The 20,583-nt window shown below is 47.6% G+C and carries 20 protein-coding genes and 1 riboswitch; of the genes, 8 read left to right on the top strand and 12 right to left on the bottom strand.

All coding sequences use genetic code 11. The features are described from left to right. Window positions 1–8: 8 nt before the first annotated feature. The 6 genes from ACXX53_RS03500 to ACXX53_RS03525 form a co-directional block, all read right to left on the bottom strand. A complete protein-coding gene (locus ACXX53_RS03500; protein ID WP_458567204.1) occupies window positions 9–731 on the bottom strand; it encodes a TadE family protein in 723 nt (240 codons plus the stop codon). Continuing rightward, entirely contained in the window at window positions 703–891 is a 189-nt protein-coding gene (locus ACXX53_RS03505) for a Flp1 family type IVb pilin (RefSeq protein ID WP_458567205.1), read from the bottom strand. Before ACXX53_RS03505 ends, ACXX53_RS03500 begins: the two co-directional genes overlap by 29 nt. A 55-nt stretch (window positions 892–946) precedes the next feature. Then, window positions 947–1,819 (bottom strand): type II secretion system F family protein, encoded by an 873-nt coding sequence (locus tag ACXX53_RS03510; RefSeq protein WP_458567206.1) that lies wholly within the window; start codon window positions 1,817–1,819, stop codon window positions 947–949. Window positions 1,820–1,868: 49 nt separating this feature from the next. Continuing rightward, the gene (locus ACXX53_RS03515; RefSeq protein ID WP_458567207.1) at window positions 1,869–2,696 is read right to left on the bottom strand and encodes a type II secretion system F family protein; all 828 of its coding nucleotides are present in this window, start codon (window positions 2,694–2,696) and stop codon (window positions 1,869–1,871) included. After that, window positions 2,644–3,870 carry a CpaF family protein gene (locus ACXX53_RS03520; protein ID WP_458567668.1) on the bottom strand — a complete coding sequence of 409 codons (1,227 nt, stop codon included), beginning with the start codon at window positions 3,868–3,870 and terminating at the stop codon, window positions 2,644–2,646. Before ACXX53_RS03520 ends, ACXX53_RS03515 begins: the two co-directional genes overlap by 53 nt. A gap of 200 nt (window positions 3,871–4,070) precedes the next feature. Next, window positions 4,071–5,237: a nucleotide-binding protein gene (locus tag ACXX53_RS03525; RefSeq protein WP_458567208.1), complete on the bottom strand. Its 1,167-nt coding sequence runs from the start codon at window positions 5,235–5,237 to the stop codon at window positions 4,071–4,073. 258 nt (window positions 5,238–5,495) lie between these two features. Here ACXX53_RS03525 and ACXX53_RS03530 point away from each other — a divergent pair, with 258 nt between their 5' ends. Then, entirely contained in the window at window positions 5,496–6,260 is a 765-nt protein-coding gene (locus ACXX53_RS03530) for a thermonuclease family protein (RefSeq protein WP_458567209.1), read from the top strand. A 63-nt stretch (window positions 6,261–6,323) separates the two neighbouring features. Here the strand turns inward: ACXX53_RS03530 and ACXX53_RS03535 are convergent, their stop codons facing one another. Together ACXX53_RS03535 and ACXX53_RS03540 are read right to left on the bottom strand one after the other, a co-directional pair. After that, window positions 6,324–8,240: an FtsX-like permease family protein gene (locus tag ACXX53_RS03535; protein WP_458567210.1), complete on the bottom strand. Its 1,917-nt coding sequence runs from the start codon at window positions 8,238–8,240 to the stop codon at window positions 6,324–6,326. After that, window positions 8,215–8,979: an ABC transporter ATP-binding protein gene (locus tag ACXX53_RS03540; RefSeq protein ID WP_458567669.1), complete on the bottom strand. Its 765-nt coding sequence runs from the start codon at window positions 8,977–8,979 to the stop codon at window positions 8,215–8,217. The genes ACXX53_RS03535 and ACXX53_RS03540 overlap by 26 nt, the downstream gene beginning before the upstream one ends. Window positions 8,980–9,170: 191 nt before the next feature. Here ACXX53_RS03540 and ACXX53_RS03545 point away from each other — a divergent pair, with 191 nt between their 5' ends. Further along, window positions 9,171–10,382, top strand: a complete 1,212-nt coding sequence (locus ACXX53_RS03545) for a NupC/NupG family nucleoside CNT transporter (protein ID WP_458567211.1) — start codon at window positions 9,171–9,173, stop codon at window positions 10,380–10,382. Window positions 10,383–10,475: 93 nt separating this feature from the next. Here ACXX53_RS03545 and ACXX53_RS03550 read toward each other — a convergent pair whose 3' ends face one another. The 3 genes from ACXX53_RS03550 to ACXX53_RS03560 form a co-directional block, all read right to left on the bottom strand. Continuing rightward, window positions 10,476–10,703, bottom strand: coding sequence for a DUF2642 domain-containing protein (locus ACXX53_RS03550; RefSeq protein WP_458567212.1), 228 nt, complete (start codon window positions 10,701–10,703; stop codon window positions 10,476–10,478). An 88-nt stretch (window positions 10,704–10,791) separates the two neighbouring features. Continuing rightward, entirely contained in the window at window positions 10,792–12,918 is a 2,127-nt protein-coding gene (locus ACXX53_RS03555; RefSeq protein ID WP_458567213.1) for a methyl-accepting chemotaxis protein, read from the bottom strand. Between the two features lie 104 nt (window positions 12,919–13,022). Further along, the gene (locus tag ACXX53_RS03560; protein WP_458567214.1) at window positions 13,023–13,313 is read right to left on the bottom strand and encodes a hypothetical protein; all 291 of its coding nucleotides are present in this window, start codon (window positions 13,311–13,313) and stop codon (window positions 13,023–13,025) included. 201 nt (window positions 13,314–13,514) lie between these two features. Continuing rightward, a riboswitch (purine riboswitch) is annotated at window positions 13,515–13,615 on the top strand. A 169-nt stretch (window positions 13,616–13,784) separates the two neighbouring features. On the opposite strand from ACXX53_RS03560, the gene ACXX53_RS03565 reads away from it, so the two are divergent. The 5 genes from ACXX53_RS03565 (at window position 13,785) to ACXX53_RS03585 (ending at window position 18,717) form a co-directional block, all read left to right on the top strand. Next, a complete protein-coding gene (locus ACXX53_RS03565) occupies window positions 13,785–14,357 on the top strand; it encodes a xanthine phosphoribosyltransferase (protein ID WP_458567215.1) in 573 nt (190 codons plus the stop codon). 38 nt (window positions 14,358–14,395) lie between these two features. Next, window positions 14,396–15,748, top strand: coding sequence for a nucleobase:cation symporter-2 family protein (locus ACXX53_RS03570; RefSeq protein WP_458567216.1), 1,353 nt, complete (start codon window positions 14,396–14,398; stop codon window positions 15,746–15,748). 176 nt (window positions 15,749–15,924) lie between these two features. Then, window positions 15,925–17,130: a chromate efflux transporter gene (gene chrA / locus ACXX53_RS03575; RefSeq protein WP_458567217.1), complete on the top strand. Its 1,206-nt coding sequence runs from the start codon at window positions 15,925–15,927 to the stop codon at window positions 17,128–17,130. Between the two features lie 45 nt (window positions 17,131–17,175). Next, a complete protein-coding gene (locus tag ACXX53_RS03580) occupies window positions 17,176–17,490 on the top strand; it encodes a DMT family transporter (RefSeq protein ID WP_458567218.1) in 315 nt (104 codons plus the stop codon). Between the two features lie 204 nt (window positions 17,491–17,694). Beyond that, window positions 17,695–18,717: a potassium channel family protein gene (locus ACXX53_RS03585; protein ID WP_458567219.1), complete on the top strand. Its 1,023-nt coding sequence runs from the start codon at window positions 17,695–17,697 to the stop codon at window positions 18,715–18,717. Between the two features lie 52 nt (window positions 18,718–18,769). On the opposite strand, the gene ACXX53_RS03590 is transcribed toward ACXX53_RS03585, so the two are convergent. Beyond that, complete coding sequence (locus ACXX53_RS03590) at window positions 18,770–19,627, bottom strand: VOC family protein (protein ID WP_458567220.1); 858 nt, start codon at window positions 19,625–19,627, stop codon at window positions 18,770–18,772. Window positions 19,628–19,786: 159 nt separating this feature from the next. Here ACXX53_RS03590 and ACXX53_RS03595 point away from each other — a divergent pair, with 159 nt between their 5' ends. Then, window positions 19,787–20,110 (top strand): winged helix-turn-helix transcriptional regulator, encoded by a 324-nt coding sequence (locus ACXX53_RS03595; protein ID WP_458567221.1) that lies wholly within the window; start codon window positions 19,787–19,789, stop codon window positions 20,108–20,110. The last annotated feature ends 473 nt before the right edge of the window (window positions 20,111–20,583 follow it).

The raw sequence follows: 20,583 nt of genomic DNA on the forward strand, positions 1-20,583 counted from the left end.
GTCATGAACTACGGCTGCTGCTTCTCCTTCAGCACTTCACCAGCTGCTTGAGGGCTAGCACCAAGCGGTTTTATAGCTTGAAGCTTAGCTGTCATATAACGAACCAGCTCTACTGTTCTTATGAACTCAGCCGGTTCGACAATTGCACTGACTGCCTTTCCTTCCGCACGTACGTCAACTCCGGTCATATTTGCAATCATGGAGCTCCGTGCGCTATGACTCATCGAGACTGTTATCAAACGTTCAATCCAATGGTTATCGTACTGAAGCTCGCCAGATAGCGGCGGCAAGACAAAGGAAGCGCCGGATGCCAGCTTACGAACGGGCAAGCTGTCGGATGATGATTGGTTCGCAGGTACGTTCAGACGATAATCCTGTTCATTACCGAATCCGCCAAATAGCTGATCCAGCATCTGATCAGACAATGCTCGCCAATACAAGTCATCATATTGATGCGGCGCAAACGCCCCTGTGCCAGGATCCTTGCTGCTGTTATTCCATACGACAGCTGATCGCTCCGCTGCAAATGCTGCGGCATGAGAGGTTAGCACCTTCATATAGATCATCATCCCAAAGAACATGAAAACGCACGTACATAGCAGGATCAGAGGAAAAACGAGAGAAGCCTCAATCGCCGCGCTGCCTCGATCTTGCAGCATCAGCTTTCGAGCAGCCAACAACACTTGGCGGCATGAACGGGGTTTATGGAAGAACTTTATCTTTTTGTTCATTGGCTTTCTTAATGATATCGCTCAGCATCTTCGTTATTTCGGTGCGAAAGGTTAGTGCCAATATGAGCAGGATAGCTACAATAACTACGATTTCGATTACGCCAATTCCGTCTTCATCCTTCCAAAGCTTGTACATCTGCGATTGAACAAGTGTCAGCATATTAAATCCTCCCTAATAGTTGGTACTAACTGTATCTCAACATGGACAACATGGACTACATCATCAAAAATGCCGGTCCTCCAACAATAATAAGAACGACGAGAAACATAAGCATTACCGGAAATATGAGCTTCGTGGAAGCTTCTTCTCCTCGTTTGCGCGCAACAGCCTTGCGCTTCTCCCACAGCTGGCGTCCTAAATCCTCCATAGCCAGCACAAATGACTCTCCGCCTCTACGCTGATTCATCAGCAATGTTGTCGCAAACATGGACACCTCCTGCACAGCACAGCGTTTAGCGAATTGCTCCAGCGCTTGTGCGAATGCGTATCCATGCTGCATATCCTTCATCATTCGCTCCAGCTCGTGATACAGCGGATGCTCAAGCTGCTCTGCTTTGCGCTGCAGGCAGGTTTGCAGCGCCTTCTGCACCGTCTCACCCGCTTGCACTAACAGCGTCAGCTTGCTTAGGAGCTCAGGAAGCTCAAGCTGCATATCTTGCTTCCGCTTCTCCGCCCGCCCTATTGTTTCTTTAACGCGGGCTAATGCAAGGACGATGCCCAGCAAGCTTCCGGTCAGCATATTGACTGCTGTCCCTTCTGTGACAGCTGCCCAGATGAAACCGAAAAGAACGCCTGCCGCCAGCATAAAAGCTAATTCGGCCATAAACAGCCGAAATCGGTTATACGCATGTGCTGGACCGTGCAACTGCAGCAACGCCTGTCGGACAGGCATCAGCAGCGGATGCGTATCGAACGTTTGCTGATACGGCTTCAACAGTTCTAGAAAAGCTGGCAGCCACGGCTTCAGCTTCCCGACATTTTCCTTATTCATCAAGTCCAGATGCAATTCCGCCTTGAATCGATTCACGAGCCAGATAGCGGCAGCTCCACCTGCAGCCTGCAATAACCATAACCACGTCGGCAGCACAATCTACACTCCTTCTTGTGAACCAGTGGGCCTTATATACCGAAAGAATTCACACTCGAATGTTCATCATCCTCTTCATCAGCCAGAGCGCGGCCAGGAGCAGCAAAAATGCAGCAGTCGCGATCAAACGCCCAACTCCGCTGTACAGCATCATCATAAAGTCCGGCGCAGTTACGTTCATGAAGGCGATAAATAGAAAAGGGGCAACCATCATCGCTTTCATCTCTAAGCGCTTCTGAGCGATAAGTACATCAATTTCCTGAACGATCTCCATCTTCTCGCTAATAACGGATGCCGTTCTCCTTACGACTTCAATGACATCGCCGCCCATTCGTTTGCAGGTCACCAGCACATCCGCAAAGCTCGAGATATCATCCTGTTTGGCGCGTCTGCTGAAATCAAGCACTGCCGTTTCCATCGGCTCGCCGTTGTCTACTCGGGAGCGGATGATTCGCAGCTCACGAATAACATCAACATCGGTTCCTGGATACAGCAGCTGTAAGTCGGCAATAGCTTCTTTAAAAGCATTCTCTAGGGACCGTCCTGCGGAGAGTGAAGAGCTTATCGCATACAGCGCTTGCTTGAATTGAATCGTTAATTGGCTTCTTCTGCGTTCCAGCAGCGATGTACGCCTCATCTTCGGATACGCGAAACCGGCACTGCCAATAATACAAACTCCCAGCCAATGCTGATAAAATAAGTACCCTACTAATCCCATCATGCTTACACCGAGAGTTACTGCTAATACATACTGTTTCAGCGATAAAGTATAGCTCATATAGTCAGGCAATCCGCGATCTGCTGCCGCATGAACTGTTGATCTGCTAGCCATACGCCTCACTTCGCGGACGAATGGAATCATCTTCTTCTCGCCCATGTTCTCCCTCCCAGCTCAGCCCTGCCATTGCCAGCTTCCACTGATTATTCAGTTGGAACCTCGGCTCCAATCGTCCGCATATCTTCCCTTCTGCTTCCCCTTGCTCCGTAAACAAATACAACGGAGACAAGAGAACCTCACCTCCTTCAACACCAACGATTTCGCAGATCTCCATCACTTTGCGCGAACCGTCGCGCAGCCGCGCAAGGTGCACAACGATATCTAGGGCAGATGCGATCTGCTGACGAATCACGATCAGCGGCAGCGCTGCCGCGTTGAGCGCCATCGTCTCCAAGCGGCTCATCATATCCTTGGCGCTGTTACTGTGCCCTGTTGATAAAGAACCCTCATGGCCGGTATTCATAGCCTGCAGCATGTCCAACACCTCGCCGCCCCTTACCTCGCCAATAACGATTCGATTCGGCCTCATACGGAGCGAGGCGCGAATCAGATCTCTCATTGCAAGTGCTCCTTTGCCCTCGGAATTCGCATTCCTCGTCTCCAGCGAAACGAGATTCGGCACCGTATGAATCTGCAGCTCCGCCGCGTCTTCGATCGTAATGACGCGCTCATCCTGCGGAATATATTGAGACAACGCATTTAAAAAGGTTGTCTTGCCTGAGCCGGTTCCGCCGCTAATAAAAATGTTGTACTTTGCCTGAACCAAGAGCTTCAAGAGGTGAGCCGCTTCGTTATGAATAGCGCCGCGTTCAACCAAGTCCTCCATCGTCATCGGCTTGGCAGGGAATTTGCGAATCGTAACAGTTGGACCCTTTAGCGCAATGGGCGGCAGCACCACATGTACGCGCGATCCATCCTTCAATCGAGCATCTACAATCGGAGAGGATTCATTAACGATCCGATTCACCTGCGAAACAATCGATTGAATCACATCTCCCAGCTTCTCTGGGCTCTCAAACTGGATGGAGCAGCGCTGCATTTCTCCTTCGCGTTCGATAAATATTTCACTGTGGCTGTTGATCATGATCTCGGTGATGCTCGGATCATCGACCAGCGGCTGCAGCGCATCGAAGCCACGAAAAGAATGGAATATGCGCAGCACGAGCGTCTCCAGCTGCTTGGATGTGAATCGGTTGATGCCGGAAACTGCGAACAGCTTCTCTTCGATCCGCTGAAGCAGCTCACCATCTTCGAGCTCTTCTTCCCATTCCATCTGATCGCGCACCTGCTTACGAATCGTTTGATACAATTGATCCGGATCAGTCTGTCCAGATTCGCCAATGCGCTGCTTGCCTGCATTCAGCTTGCTGCGATCCTGTACCTGCCTCGCCTCAGGCAAGTCCCATCGCACAAGATCTTCAGCTCTTGAGCCTGCTTCGGCTGAAGGCAGAATCAAGCTTGTTACCTTGCGCATCATACAGCCCTCTCGTGCAATCTGCCGTTGCCCAACCAAGGCAGCTCAGCCGCTGCCCATTCTTCGAAAGCAGCCTGAAACACGGCCGACCCGAACCACTGCTCCGCTCGATGGAATTGCTTCCATTGAGGGATGTAAGGCAAGAATCCGCTAATCCCTAGATCCAGCCTGCACCATCGATTCTGAATCGCCCCCATGTAACGGTTTACGAGCAGATGCGTGCGGGAACAGAAGGCTGAATAGGGGATGCTATTCTCACGCTTTATGCGATTCCAGCAATGCACCGTCTTGTTCAGATGTGGAAGGTCGTCAAGTATAAGCCATACAACATCATGAGAGATCTTAATTGCCGCATCCAGAAACGGACATCCATCAGATGCATCGATCAGGATAAGGTCATAACGTTTAGTCCCCATTAACCACTCGATTACGGCCTTCAGTTCACGTTCACTGAACTCTGACCATTCCTCGGCCCTGATATAAGGATCGAACGTTTCTGCACGGAGTGAGGTCACTGGCACAGTAAATGAATCGAGCGGAATATCCCGCTTGCCTCCAGCATCACGGCGAAGATAATACAGCAGCTGCGAGAAGCTGTTGGATGCTCGCGGAATATGAGCCCCTTCTGGGTACAGCAGCGTCCATTCCGGATACAAGCCTACATTCCAATAAAATACGCGCAAGCCATTAGCCGCTGCATATCGAGCCAATTGAAACGATATCGTCGTCTTCCCGCTTCCGCCGCCTGCAGAGCACACGGTCAGCACTTTAGCGCCTTGCTTGAAGCTGGCAGCCGTTAGTGCTGATGCAGCGCTCAGCTCCGCAGAACCGATCTTCCACAGCTGTTCAAACAGCTGCGCAAGCGGTTGAAAGATACAAACATGGTTCTCCTCATACACCTCCACATCGGTCAAATATATCCGTTTAGCACCTGCAAACCATGACTCCGATGAATCATTCAACACCGCTTCCCATTCCTTGCTCACCATGAATACATGCGCGTCAGGATTCAGACGACTATAATGCTGCAGAGTATCGATCTGGGAAAATACTCGCAGCTGAACGTGATCCGCATACGAACCATTCCTCCAATAATCACTAAAGCGTTCCGCCAAGCGCTTGTCTGGCAGAGCTAAGATCCAATCTTGCTTCATTCCGTGAATCACGCAGCACGCAGCTCCTTTCTATTTCTCATCAGCAGCAGTAAACGCAAAAAACCGCCACGACCTCGGCTTCCCAAATGGGATCCGATATCGTGACGGTGCTTCCGTCAGTTCATATTGAAGTTATTAAGAAATGTACCATATTTTTACTTGAATAGCAACTGCTTAGGTGCAAACTTTTGAAGCCGTACTTCTACAGGCTACTTGCTTCTACGCGAGTTCCTTGCCATAATAAGGGTCGGAAGGAGAGAATGAATCAACATGTACAGCAATACCCGATCACATCATAGTAAGACCATACCAGCAATCAACCGACTTCTGCTCTCGGTTGCTGTCCTGCTGTTGGGCTTGGCCGTCCTCAGCGGATGCCAAACCACAGGCACTAGCACGAAGGGCGACCCTTTTCTTGCAGCAATCATGGCTAACTATCCCGATCTAGAAGGGCATCCATATGAAATCGATTCTGTGAAGCGCGTCGTGGACGGAGACACCTTCGAGACTGAATCAGGCAACAAGGTTCGACTTATCGGCGTTAATACTCCCGAGGTTCATGGCAAAGTTGAGTATTTCGGCAAAGAAGCCAGCCAATATACGAAAGAGCATTTGACGAACCAGAAAGTTTACCTGTTTCAAGACACAGGCGACACCGACCGCTACGGCAGACTGCTGCGTTATGTGTTCATCGATCAGGACCCTGTCATGTACAATGACCGACTTGTTCAGGAGGGCTACGCCAATACGATGAGCATCTCACCAAATGTGATGTATGCGGATCATTTTGTTAAGCTGGAACGCGAAGCGCGCAACCAGAACAAGGGGCTATGGGCCGACGCATCGGCCGACACATCCGATTACAACCAGCCATCGGGCTGTGCGAAGCCAAAGATTAAAGGCAATATCAACTCCAAAAAGGATAGGATATATCACGTGCCTGGCGGTGAAAGCTACGAGCAAACGACGGCTGAGAAAATGTTCTGCAATGTAGAAGAAGCAGAAGCGGCCGGTTTTCGCAAGGCTGCACGTTAAACGGCCTAGTGCGACACTCAGCGCTCCTGCTCATTCTAGATAGCGGCTATCTTACGATCCGCATCAATTCACCGCTGCACGCAGATGATTGATATATCGCCAACGAATAACCAAGAAGTAAATGATCTGGGCAATCGTAAAGCCCGCCAGCACCTTGATCGTTTCTCCAACGATGGACAATTCGATCAAGCTTTGAAGCGCTGTAAAGGCAAACACACTGTGAATAATCGCAACCACAATCGGAATAAAGAACAGCAGCAGCAGCTGTGATGTTGCGATCTTGCGCAATTCCTTATCCTTAAGCCCGATCTTCCCGATCGCTTTATAATGAGCTTTATCCTGCTCAAGATCAGAGTACAAACGGAAGTACAGGAAGCTTCCCGCTGCGATAAAGAATACAGCGCCTACCAATAGTGCAGACATCATCATAATGCTGTACAACTGCCGCTGCATGGACGCCACCTCAGGGAGAGAGCTGAAACTGTATAATGGAGCCTCTCCTTTGAGATCGGAATCGTAATAAGCATCCATTTGCTTATCATACAGCTTAGACAACTCCGTGCCGATCCCCTTGGCATCCTCCCATTTCTTCACCTTATAACCGGTGACAACGTTCGCTTCAGAACTGCCTTTCAGACTGTTATACACATCGTCACTGACAATGGTTGCATTATGCATCGTCCTATAATCAGCAACCAAGCCCTCTGCTACTCCGTTAATCTTAATGGTGATACCTTGTTCTTTAAAGTTGGCCGTTCGATCAGGCTTTTTCTCCTTATCATAGTATAAGGGGTGCACAATTAATCTTGCTTCATTGCCGGTAAGCTCCTGCGTAGGATAATTGAACAGAGCCGCCAGCTTGTTATAGGTTGAATTGCTGATGAGAGTAATCTCGTTATCATTCTCAGGTAGCTTGAGATCCAACATTTCGTATGTTATCTTATCATACGCGACCTGCTTATCCTTCAACTCCTGCTCCAATGTACTAAGATGCTCTGCCTCCAACTTATTGCCAGAATGAGATACGTAATTGAATGTGAATGGATAATCATAATCGAGCTGTTTATAGTAAACTCCGAAAGAAGACAATGTGCCGAGCGCGCAGAAAGCGACCGTCGAAACGATACATACCATAAAGAACATACGCGCATTATCCTTCATTCGATAGGACAGGTCCGATAAGGTTAAGATATTCGTCTTCCGCCAGAAGAAGGAGCGGTTGCGCTTTAGCATATTAATGATAAACACACTTAGCTGTGAAAATAAAAAATACGTGCCAATTATCGTCATCACGATAACCGGGATCATAAGCAGTCCAATCGTTGCCGGGACGGCTGTAGCAGCTAATACATAGCTTCCAATCAGCAGCACAGCGGCAAGCAGCGATAGCAAGATAGAGGCCTTAGGCTCCGGCTTCGGCTTATTCGTGCCCTGCAGCAGTTGAATGACCTTCCGCTTACTGACCATAAATCTGGTTAAGAAGGAGATCACCATAAATAAAATGAAGAAGGAACCAATTGTCAACCAGAACGCCTTGGGCGCAACATAGAACGGTAGACGAACATCCATCACGTTAGAACCGATCATCAACGCTAACTTAGAGCCTATCAGCCCCGCTCCAATCCCCGTTAAGATTGCGGCTAAACCAATAATCATATTTTCCAAAAATATAAGTCTATTCATCTGGCGATGGGACATGCCTTGAATCATTAACACTCCGAATTCATGCTGGCGCGTCTTGAGAAACGCACTGACAGAATACAAGATGAAGAAGAACGAGAATACATACACGATCCACTGCGCGCTGCTCATCGCCGTAACTGCGACCTGCTGAATCAAGCCCGCTTTCATATCAGGATGAAACGCAATAACCGAATAGATGAAGAAGATCATCACGGAAAATGCGCTGCTCAAGAAGTATGCCGCATACGTTCGCTTATTGCGAAAGACATTTCTAGTAGCGAACTGTCGAAAGTTCACGCTCGTCACCTCCAAGCATCGCGAGAGAATCCATGATGTGTTGGTACAGCAATTGGCGATTGCCGCTAGATACGATCTCGTTATACAGCTCTCCATCCTTGATGAAGATGACGCGGTCACAGTAAGAAGCCGCGTACGCATCGTGCGTCACCATCATCATCGTCGTCCCGTCCACTTTGTTAATTTGCTCAAGCGTCTCCATCACATCGCGAGATGACTTGGAATCCAAATTCCCCGTAGGCTCGTCTGCCAGCAGCAGCTTAGGCGCATGAATGATCGCGCGCGCTATTGCGCATCTTTGCATCTGACCGCCGGATATTTCGTAAGTGCGCTTGCTCAAGATCTCCTTAATCCCTAAGCGTTCAGCTAATTCGTGAGCATCCGTTCTCATCTTGTTCACACTTACGCCCTCCAATGTGAGAGGCAGCACGATATTTTCCTCAACCGTGAGTGTATTCAGCAGATTAAAATGCTGAAATACAAAGCCCAGCTCCCGTCGGCGGAATGATGCAAGCTTCTCCTTCGACAATTGATGGGGGCTCGTACCGTTAATCAGCACCTCTCCCGATGTAGGGGAGTCAATAGTCGCAACCATGTTCAGAAGTGTCGTTTTTCCGCTTCCCGACGGACCCATGATCGCTACAAACTCACCTTTCTGTATCGATAGCTGAATTCCCTTGAGAACAGGTGTATTCACTTTACCTTCATACGTCTTGACCAGATTTCTGATCTTTAGCATCTCCACTTGCGTTCATCTCCTCGAACTGTTTCTAACAACAGATTAGCGCAAATGGATATAAAATGAATTGGATTATCCTTTCATTACCCTTTCAATAATGTCACCTCGATGAAGGATGCATAAGGCAACCCATCATCCCTAATACTACCTTCATATGACAATTTATTGGAAGTTCGGAAAGGAGTACACCAATGAACTACGTTTTTGGGATACTGGGTATTGTTGTTCTACTCGGCATCGCCTTCTTGTTCTCAGAGAAGAAGCGCGGCATCAACTGGAGGACAGTAGGCGGCGCGCTGCTCATTCAGCTTGCATTCGGATTCATCGTACTGAGATGGTCTACAGGCCGAGCCATATTGAACGGCATATCTAAAGGTGTCGACAAAATCATCAGCTATGCGAATGAAGGAGTCAAGTTTGTATTCGGCTCAGCGATACCTGTAGATGGATTCGTATTCGCCTTTCAGGTGTTGACAATCATCATCTTCTTCTCTGCGCTGATCTCGGTCCTTTACTATTTGCACATCATGACATGGGTCATTCGCTTCATTGGCGGGGGCTTAAGCAAATTCTTAAAGACGAGTAAGGCCGAATCCCTCTCAGCCACGGCTAATATTTTCGTGGGTCAGGTAGAGGCTCCGCTCGTAGTTCGCCCTTATCTGAATTCGATGACGCGATCCGAGATCTTTACGGTCATGACAGGCGGAATGGCTTCGGTATCCGGTTCGGTGCTGGCGGGATACGCATTGATGGGCGTACCGCTCGAATACTTGATTGCAGCCAGCTTTATGTCTGCGCCAGCGGGCCTGCTCGTTTCGAAGCTGTTAATTCCCGAGACAGAGAAGCATGAGGAGCAGAATATCGAGGTTGAAGAAGTCAGCAAGTCAGCCAACGTCGTTGATGCAGCGGCAGGCGGGGCAGTAGATGGACTTCAGATTGCACTGGCTGTAGGCGCAACCCTTATTGCCTTTATCGGCTTGATAGCCTTGCTCAACGGTATACTTGGAGGCATAGGCGGATGGTTTGGTCATCCTGAATTTTCATTACAGGGCATACTGGGTCTAATCTTCTCGCCGATCGCCTACATAATCGGTGTTCCATTGAACGAAGCTTCTATAGCAGGCAGCTTGATTGGCCAGAAAATAATCCTGAATGAGTTCGTAGCCTTCTCAAGCTTGGCTCAGCTTAAAGATGCGATCACACCTCGCACGCTCATGATTACGAGCTTCGCATTGTGCGGATTCGCGAACTTGGGCTCGATTGCGATTCAGATCAGCGGTCTGTCATCCATGGCGCCTGACCGCAGAAAGCTGATTACACAGCTTGGCTTCCGATCCGTTCTGGCTGGAACGATTGCCAACCTGCTGAGCGCTTCGATTGCCGGCATGTTCTATGTCCTGTGACGGGCATGTCCAACTCAGCCTTTTCTTAAGCGCAGCACATAAACGCCCGCATGCTTCACAAAGAAGCTGCGGGCGTTATTCATCAATCATTTTTTATTCTGCGATATTCCATACCCTATGTTTATTTCGAAAAAGTAAGGTGTTATCACCTTCTTTGAGCACCACATGATCCGGATTGCGAGCCCGTGCATTATGGCGAAACGCGCCGCGAAGCCTATTCATCGCGGCTTTCTGAATCGTTCCGGCTTGCAGGGATTGCATGACATAGGGATCTTCCGGATATACCATGTGTGCAGCCAATATCGACTGTCTCTGATTCAACACTTCTCCACCTTCCCTATTTAATGGCGGTTCACTTCATTCTTATGAATGGTGATCGCCGATTATGAAGGGACAAGTGCAATTAAACTTAATCGAAGCGGAAGTGTGTTAACGATTCCTTCAATTGTGTAGAGACATCTTCCAGCTGCTGCGACAATTCCACAAGTCGTGAGGAGATATGAAGCTGTTCACCGCTCAAGGATGCCACTTCTTCCGATGTAGCAGAAGCTTCCTCCGCAACAGCGCTGACATTAGACATCGCTTCTACTAACGTGAATTGTGCTTGATGAAGCTGCTCGATCGACCCTGTCACGTGCTCCAGATTGCCAATCATTCCGCTCATCTGAGTGCGCACCTGTCCAAAGATGCTGTCCGTTTCCTTAACAGATTCGGTTTGCTTCTCAAATATCGGGAATACCGAGGACAACGCTTCAATCGTTTCGTTTATTTCTTGCTGAATGCGCTCGGTTATCTGATTAACAACGTCAATCGATTGATGCGATTGATCCGCCAAATTACGAATTTCATCCGCAACGACCATAAAGCCTTTACCAGCCGCGCCTGCTCTCGCTGCCTCTATTGTCGCGTTCAGAGACAGAATATTCGTTTGCTTCGTCATGTTGTTCAACACGTCCATGATCTTGCGAATCGAAGCTGCGCTATCGCTTAATTGATTTACTCGTTCCGCCAGTGAACGCATCAAGCTGCCGGTCGACGAAGTGCGATCCATGAGCTCGTTCATATTCGATGCTCCAAGCGAACTGGAATGATCTACTTCCTGAGCAGACGAGTCCATAATCTTGTTCGCATCCAGCACCTTCTGCATCTGCGAAGCCATATGAGTCGTCAGATCATTGCCGCGTTCCGCTTCAACCGCTAGACTTGTAGCGCCCTTCGCGATCTCTTCCGTTGCGACTGCAATTTCTTTGGCTGAGATAGCTGTCGATTTAGATGCCTCTGATAGAGAAGACGCCGTCTCAAGTACGGATCTCGCGCTATTCTCCGTCTGCTTCACGAGACTGGATATTTGCTCCATCATCGTATTAAATGCCCCGGACAGTTCGCCAATCTCATCCTTTGACTTCACTTCTGCGCGAACTGAAAGTCGACCTTCTGCTCCTTCCTTCATCAAGCCGCTGATCGTCTTCAGCGGTTTCGACACCATTCGTATAATCAGTGAACCGATGACTAATGCCAAAATAGTAGCAACCGCAATACTGATAAATGTAACGATTAGAATCATATTGGCATCCTTATAGAGCTCTTTCTCTGGAATAGAACCAAGCAGGAGCCAATGACTGCCCTTCACCTCATGATACACATTAAGTACGGCTTCGCCTTCATCTGATTTTGTTTTTTCAGAGCCAGTCCAGGTCTGATTATCTGCCACAGGCTCTGGCATAAGCCAGCTAGGTACTGTCTTCGATAAATTCACGCGATCAGGTGAGTATATGTATTGTCCTTTATCATTAATAAGTTGAAGTGTTGAACCCTCTCCAGTGTTAATCCCAAACAGCAAGCGTTCGAGTGCGGAATACTTAATCTCGACAACGACGATACAATCTCCCATTGTGGAAGACGTGTTCTTCATCGATCGTGCAAGTGCGAAGGTGGCTGACTTCGTGCCGTCAATTCCATTCACCATTGTTGGAATCCACAACACATCGCCGCTTAAGTTCTTCGCCTCTTCATACCAAGCATTCTGAGCAAGGTCCTTCGTAATATCCTGCTTACCTTGTGTAGCGGTAAAGGTTGGCTGCTCCGTATCCAGCGGGATGAGATACAAGTTTTCAATTAGATCGTTACCCATCGTATAGTTTTGGAGTGACTGATGTAATTCGCTTACCCCTTGGAAATACTCAAACGATTCTTTATCTGAATAATTGACCTGAGATAACAGCGTTGATACGTTCTTATCAAACATAACTTGCAGGCTTAGCTTATTGTACTGGTCTAGCATCATGTCAACCTTCTCAGCGCCTTGAATCATCGTTTGATAAGTTGATTCTGTCACTTTATGCTCTATTGCCGACTTGGAAACCGAGTACGAAATCATCCCTACCGTAAATACAAAAAAGATGATGCTGACGACAAAAATGGTGAATAACTTGCCTCCGATTGATCGAATTGGACTCTTAATCGTTTTCAAGTTTGAAAACTTCAAGTTTGAAAACGTTTTCTTATTCAACAACTTCTCGCGAATACCGCGGTTCATGATTGTCCATCTCCCTTTTCTACGCTAATAGGTTGTCTACGTGATAACAATAACTATGCCCTCGTTATCTCAACAAGGGCAATCGTTTTCCCAACACTTGAGGTTCAAGTCAGTTCCCGGTCAAATGCCTCCACGACATGCAGATCCACAACTTCAATCTCTCGGTAAAATTGAAAATCGGGATGCTCCTCCACCAGCTTCTCCCGTGCTGCTATCTTCAGATCAGACATATCCATCGACTCATCTGATCCGATCACGATTTGGTCCACACGTTCTTTCTCACTGTAATCAAAATCAATTGTTCGGCACGTCACATCCACAATATGTAAATAGCGACCAGGATGATAGCTGACATGCTTAAAAGACTTTGAAATTGCGCTATAAGCTACTTCCAAAGTTATTCCACTCTCCTTGCTTCAGCTTCGATAATATTAATATCGGTAATCAGACCTATTTTCAAAAGACCTTTTCAGAACTAAATCTTCAAAATGTATTTTTTTTTAGGAATTACGGTCTAGTATCTCATGAATTTCCTCATGAAACCTCTATCTTCACCTTTCAATATCGGTTATACTGAATAGGTCTTATTGAACCCGAATATTCATTCTTAATATTCTCGTATATATGCAGGAATTGGCCTGCATGTCTCTACCAGATCACCGTAAATGATCGGACTACGGGAGCAATTCCATTTTACGCTAGAAATATGAAGTGGAGAAAGTTCATGCTTATCGTATGAACTCGTCTTCATGATTCTCTGTTTATGGAATAGACTTCTATAGCCCGATGTGGTCAGTACCTCTATAGGTTGCTGCCCCTCGGGTTTTATTTATTTTCAAATAACTAATAGGTGGGGACAACACAACATGCAGATGCTAAAAGACAAAATTATGAATGAAGGTATCGTATTGAAAGATACCGTACTCAAAGTAGATTCCTTTCTCAATCACCAAATGGATCCTGTTCTTATGCTGGAAATGGGTCGCGAATTCGCGAAACGCTTTGCAGATTGCAATATTACCAAGGTATTGACGATCGAATCCTCTGGAATTGCTCCTGGACTTATGGCTGCCATGGAACTGAATGTTCCACTTGTGTTCGCGCGTAAACAGAAGTCTTTAACGCTGACAGAGGATCTGATTGTAACGAAAGTGCATTCCTTTACAAAGGGAGTCACGAATGATGTGACGGTTTCGCGCAAATATGTAACGGCGGATGACACAGTGCTTGTTATTGATGATTTCTTAGCTAATGGTGAAGCAGCATTCGGTCTCGCTCACATCGTAGAGCAGGTTGGAGGCAAGGTAGCCGGTATCGGCATCGTGATCGAGAAGTCGTTCCAGCCAGGAAGAGCTAATCTGGATAAAGCAGGCTATCGCGTAGAATCTCTTGCGCGTATTCAATCATTTGAGGGCGGCAAAGTTCACTTTATCGATTAAAAGATAGTTTTAGATATTTCTAGGGGGATTATGCAGCCATGTCATCCAATGAACGTGTGTTTCAACGCAATCGCCATCCGTTTAAGACGTTCTCACTCGGATTGCAGCATGTATTGGCGATGTATGCCGGAGCCGTCATCGTACCGTTGATCGTAGGGGGTAAACTCGGATTTACACAGGAACAGTTAACGTATCTCGTCGCCATTGACTTGTTGATGTGCGGTGTTGCTACGCTGCTGCAGGTTTGGAAAAATAAATGGTTTGGTATCGGTATGCCCGTAGTGCTGGGATGCGCTTTCCAAGCGGTTATTCCCATGATCACGATCGGTACTGATTACGGTATTTCCTATATTTACGGTGCAATTATCGCTTCTGGCGTGTTCATCTTCTTATTCGGCGGATTGTTTGGCAAGCTGATTCGATTCTTTCCTCCAGTCGTTACAGGTTCTGTTGTTACGATTATCGGGTTGACGTTGATTCCAGTTGCATTTACTGACTTAGGCGGCGGTAATAAAGACGCATTAGATTTCGGAAGTCCTGAGAACCTGCTTCTCGGCTTCGGCGTGCTCATCTTCGTCATTTTGATGAATCGATTCTCAAAAGGCTTCTTGCGTTCCGTATCTATACTGATCGGACTGATCTTGGGCACGGTTGCGGCATATTTCATGGGCATGCTTGATATGAATAAAGTAGCTGATGCTGAAGTATTCCATATGGTGAAGCCGTTCTTCTTTGGTACTCCTGAATTTGCATTAACACCAATTCTGACGATGATTATCGTGGCGATCGTGAGTGTGGCTGAATCAACAGGCGTGTTTATGGCGCTCGGAAAAATATTAGATCGTGAAGTAACTTCCAAAGATCTGGCGCGCGGATATCGCGCTGAAGGATTAGCGATCACACTCGGCGGTATATTCAATGCCTTCCCTTATACCACATACTCGCAGAACGTTGGTCTGCTTCAAATGAGCCGCATCAAAACCCGTGACGTGATCGTAGTCGCGGGCGGTCTGCTCATATTGCTCGGCTTCGTACCGAAGATCGCAGCATTAGCGACGCTGATTCCTCCATCTGTGTTGGGTGGAGCGATGGTAGCGATGTTCGGGATGGTCGTTTCTTCTGGATTGCGCATGCTAGGTTCTGAAGTCGATCTGAACCGACACGAGAACTTGTTTATTATCGCTTGCTCCGTAGGTATGGGTCTTGGTGTTACAACGGTTCCAGAATTGGTCGCGAAGCTGCCTGCTACTTTGCAGATCCTGACAGGCAATGGAATCGTTGCAGGTACCTTCACTGCTATTCTGCTGAACATCGTGTTTAACGGAGTCGGCAACGGAAAGCAGAGCCAATCGGCTAAGCAAGAAGCGGACCGTGGGGCAGGAGCAGCTTAATCCTCCTGCATTAACGTAAATAGGCATCATTCAGCAGCAGTTCATAGGGGTAACCTTAAGGCTGCTGTTTTTCTATATTGACCGCTCCTTTACAAACTATTAAAGTAAGGATGGTTCATCTTCTATTATGATGGTAGTTGGATAATTATTAGCTGGATACAAGGAGTTGATCAATTGTGTCATCCTCAGCCAATCCTCCAACTATACGTCGAGGAGCTGTATTATTAGAATTATTTCGTGTATCGCTGCGGCTCGGACTGACTTCTTTCGGCGGTCCGACTGCACATCTTGGATATTTTCATGAAGCCTATATTCGAAGGCGGCAATGGCTCGATGAGAAGGCATATGCGGAGCTGGTCGCGCTGTGCCAGTTCCTGCCGGGGCCGGCCAGCAGTCAGGTCGGCATCGGCATCGGCCTGCTGCGCGGCGGCATCCTGGGCGGCATTGTGGCCTGGCTAGGCTTCACGATGCCGTCCGTCATCGCGCTGGCAGCATTCGCCTGGCTGCTGCAGGGCGCGGATGTTAGCGCGGCGGGCTGGCTCCACGGCCTGAAGATTGTGGCCGTGGCGATCGTGGCCCATGCGGTGCTCGGCATGGGCCAGAAGCTTGCCGCGGGGCGCGCCCGCGCCAGCATCGCCGTCGGCGCCGCTTCGCTTGCGCTGCTATGGCAGGCCGTTTATGCACAGCTCGCGATTATTATCGCGGCTGGCTTGCTTGGCCTGCTGCTGTTCCGCAAGCAAGCGGCGCAGGAGGCGCCGACGCTAGCGATGCCAGTCAGCCGGCGCACAGCTTACGGCTGCCTCGCGCTGTTCGCGGCGCTGCTTGCCGCGCTGCCTATAGCGGGAGCGCTCTATCCAGAGAGCCTGATCGCGATGGCGGACAGCTTCTATCGCTCCGGCTCGCTCGTGTTCGGCGGCGGTCACGTCGTGCTGCCGCTGCTCGAGCGCGAATTCGTGCCAACAGGCTGGATCGACGCGGAGCAATTTCTGGCTGGCTACGCCGCTGCGCAGGCGGTACCCGGCCCATTGTTCACCTTCGCCAGCTATATCGGCATGGCGGCTAGAGGCTTTGGCGGCGCCATCGTCGCCACCATCGCAATCTTCCTGCCAGCGTTCCTGCTCGTCGCAGGCGCGCTGCCGTTCTGGAACACCATCCGCGGCAATGCGCGGATGCAGCAGGCCATGACCGCGATCAATGCGGTGGTCGTTGGCATCCTGCTCGCCGCCTTGTACGATCCGCTGTTTACAACAGCCGTACAAGGCGCCGCTGACTTTTCACTCGCAGCAGTGCTGTTCGTGCTACTCGTGTACTGGAAACTGCCGCCATGGCTTATCGTGCTGCTTGGCGCGCTCAGCGGCACACTTATGTCCTGGTGGGCCTAATTCACGGCCCCCTAATTCATTTAACTGCTAAGGAGATACCAAGCTATGTCTTATGTTTGGCTTTCGATTGCCATCGCGAGTGAAGTATTCGGAAGCTCAATGTTGAAGTATACGAACGGCTTCACCCGCTTCCTTCCTTCAATAGGAGTTGTCATCGGTTACGGACTCGCTTTCTATTCTTTATCGTTAGCACTGCGATCTATCCCGCTTAGCTCCGCTTATGCGATCTGGTCAGGTGTCGGTACGTTAGCAACCGCGTTTATCGGCTTCCTGCTGTTCAAGGAGCAGATCACATGGACAGGTGTGCTTGGCATCCTGTTCATTATTGGCGGGGTTGTACTCTTAAATTTGTCGAAGTAATAAAAACACGACAAGAACCTTCATCACACTGGTCGCAGCAGTGTCGAAGGTTCTTGTTTTTATACCAATATTTTACATTAAGATAAAACTATTTGCTACTTCATCAAGCCTTTATCCGTATTGTTTATGTGTTCACCTTATTTCAGCATAATAACTGAAACCTTTAACAAATAAGCATACTGACATTAGGAGGTAACTATTACTTTGATTTATTTCTTACGCCGTCTATCTATTCAGATGCTAAAGATTGAAAACTGGGCGCTGGCTATATTCACACTGCTATTCCTTTTCATAAGCGCTTCAGCTGCATATTTGCTGGAGCCTGAAACATATGGAACCTGGTTTACCGCACTCTACTGGGTTCTAACCACGATGGCTACAGTCGGCTATGGCGACTATTCTCCTCATACCACAGCAGGAATGGCGCTAACCATTTTCATCTATATATTCGGCATCGGTCTGTTGAGCTTGATTATCGGAAAGATCATCGATGGATTAAACAAATTTCATAAGCGAAGGGAGTCAGGCAGATTGCAGTACCTAGGCAAGAATCACATTGTCATTATTAATTGGAGTAAAAAGGCCCAGTATGCCGTTGAAGAACTGTTGGAAAATGATCCCAAGATCGAAATTGTCATCATCGATGACTCCGACAAGCATCCATACATGCACTCAAATGTACAATTTGTAAGCGGAGATCCAACCTCAGAAAGCACGCTCCTCAAAGCTAACATCGATAAAGCAAGGTCGGCCATTTTGTTTGCTGACGCCCGAATTGACGACCCCTCTCTTATGGATGGCAAGTCATTATTAATCGCTTCCGGTATTGAGAGCATAGCTCCTGAGGTGCATACCACAGTTGAAATTATGCAGGAGAAACATATAAAAACCTTTCTTCACATCCAAGTGAATGAGTTCATTCTTTCCTATAATGCTGTGTCGCGTCTTGCCGCTCGCTCAGCGCTTCGTGAAGGGAACATCGACATTATCACTCAACTGTTAAGTAAGCGGAATGGATCTAATATTTATTATGTTCCTAAAAAGAGTGAATGGAAGACTTATCAAGATGCATTTCATCATTTGCTGTTGCAAGGTGCTACACTCATATCAGATCGTAATGATATGACGATTAACTGCAAGCTGAATGAAATCATTCCACATGATGCTAGACTTTACGTCGTATGTGATCCTGAAGTTCATCAAAAAATTATTGCAAACGAAAGTTAAAACCACAAGCCCCTCACTGATGTTGATCAGGAGGGGCTAAGTTAATTAACCATTAAGATTGAGTTATATGAAGAGCAATCCGATTATGAGATGGGTCACTCGTATACAGCACTCCATCCACTTCTTCGAAATTAATATTCTTTACCACCAATGATTGAATTACTCGTTGCTTATAGGACTCAGATGGAATCGCAATCGAATATTCCTTCATTCCTGCACTTCGCGCATCCGGTGCAGGAGCCCCTTCTCCATTCCAGGTATTCAAACCAATGTGGTGATGGTATTTGCCGGAAGAGAGGAACAGTGCTTGTGAGCCGTATTCGCATACAACTTCATAACCAAGCATCTCAGTATAAAATTCTTTCGCCTCCTGCAGATTAGAAACATGTAAGTGAATATGCCCCATTAAAGTACCGGCTGGCATTCCTGTCCACTTCTCACCATTTCCAGCAGCCAGTACCCCATGTGCGTTCAACGGATCAGTTGTCATCAACACCTGATTATTATTCCAGGTCCAAGTCTCGGATGGACGATCGATATATACTTCAATGCCATTGTCATCAGGATCAGAAAAATAAAGTGCTTCACTCACAGTGTGATCCGCTGCACCGATTCCTATCTGCTTCTCTGCCAAGTGTTCAAGGAACTTTCCTAGATCTGCTCGTGTCGGCAGCAATATAGCAAAGTGGTATAATCCAGACGTTCTTGGCTGCTTCGGTTTCACGCCTTGCGGCTGCTCAAGGATGATAAGCGGCGTTATGCCATCGGCTGTTAGAACGACTCTGCTTTCCTCCCGCTTCAAAACCTTAAATCCTAATAAATCAACATAAAATGCAATCGACTTCTCAAGCTGACTAACCTGCAGTGTTATATCCCGAATATATAAATTCGGATGTGAATGGAATCCCACCTTAGCACCTCTTCTCCTCGTGTACTTAACAAAAGCTAATTACTTTATGTAAGTTAGTATAAGATCGTATATTTTGTTTGTCAAGACACTTACTATAAAATGTTTATGGCTTTACTTTTTATTAGTTCAATATATAATAAGAACAAAGAGGTGAGGAACATGAATCAATCACAGCTATGTCCCCGTTTTGAGAAAGCGGTTGGCATCATCAGTCAGCGCTGGACAGCACTTATCGTCTATCAGTTGCTTAACAGCGGTCCTCAACGCTTCAGTGAGATCGAAGCTGCAATAACTATTAGCGGCAAAGTATTGTCTGAACGACTGAAGGAACTTGAACTAAAAGGAATCGTTAAGCGTGATGTATATCCGGAAACTCCCGTTAGAATTGAGTATTCACTTACCGATAAGGGATTATCATTAAAGCCTTTATTAATTGAAATCGAGAAATGGTCCAAAGAGTGGATCTCACCGGATGAAATTTAATTTAGCTGGAATAACTGCCTATAGATAAAGAGGCTTGCCTCATAATCAGCTCAACTGGTTAAGGGGACAAGCCTCTTGTCATTTTTGACCATTCTCCCTTTCGCTCAGACAGCATGCACCTCACGCTCTTCATACCAGCTTCGCTCTACATTCAACTATTGGCATGTCTCTTCCAAGCTCTTTTGACCATTCTCCCTTTCGCTCAGACAGCATGCACCTCACACTCTTCTTACCAACTTTGCTCTGCATTCACCCATTGGCATGTCTCTTCCATGCTCTTTTGACCATTCTCCCTTTCGCTCAGTCTGCATGCACTCACACTCTCCATACCAGCTTCGCACTGCATTCACCCATTGGTATGTCCATACCAAGATCATTTGACCATTCTCCCTTTCGCTCAGGATTCAGCACGTCTGATTACTTCGAATATAGCCATCCGCAAATGCTGCAATGCAAAAATAACATAAAAATGG

The sequence above is a fragment of the Paenibacillus marinisediminis genome, assembly GCF_054343325.1.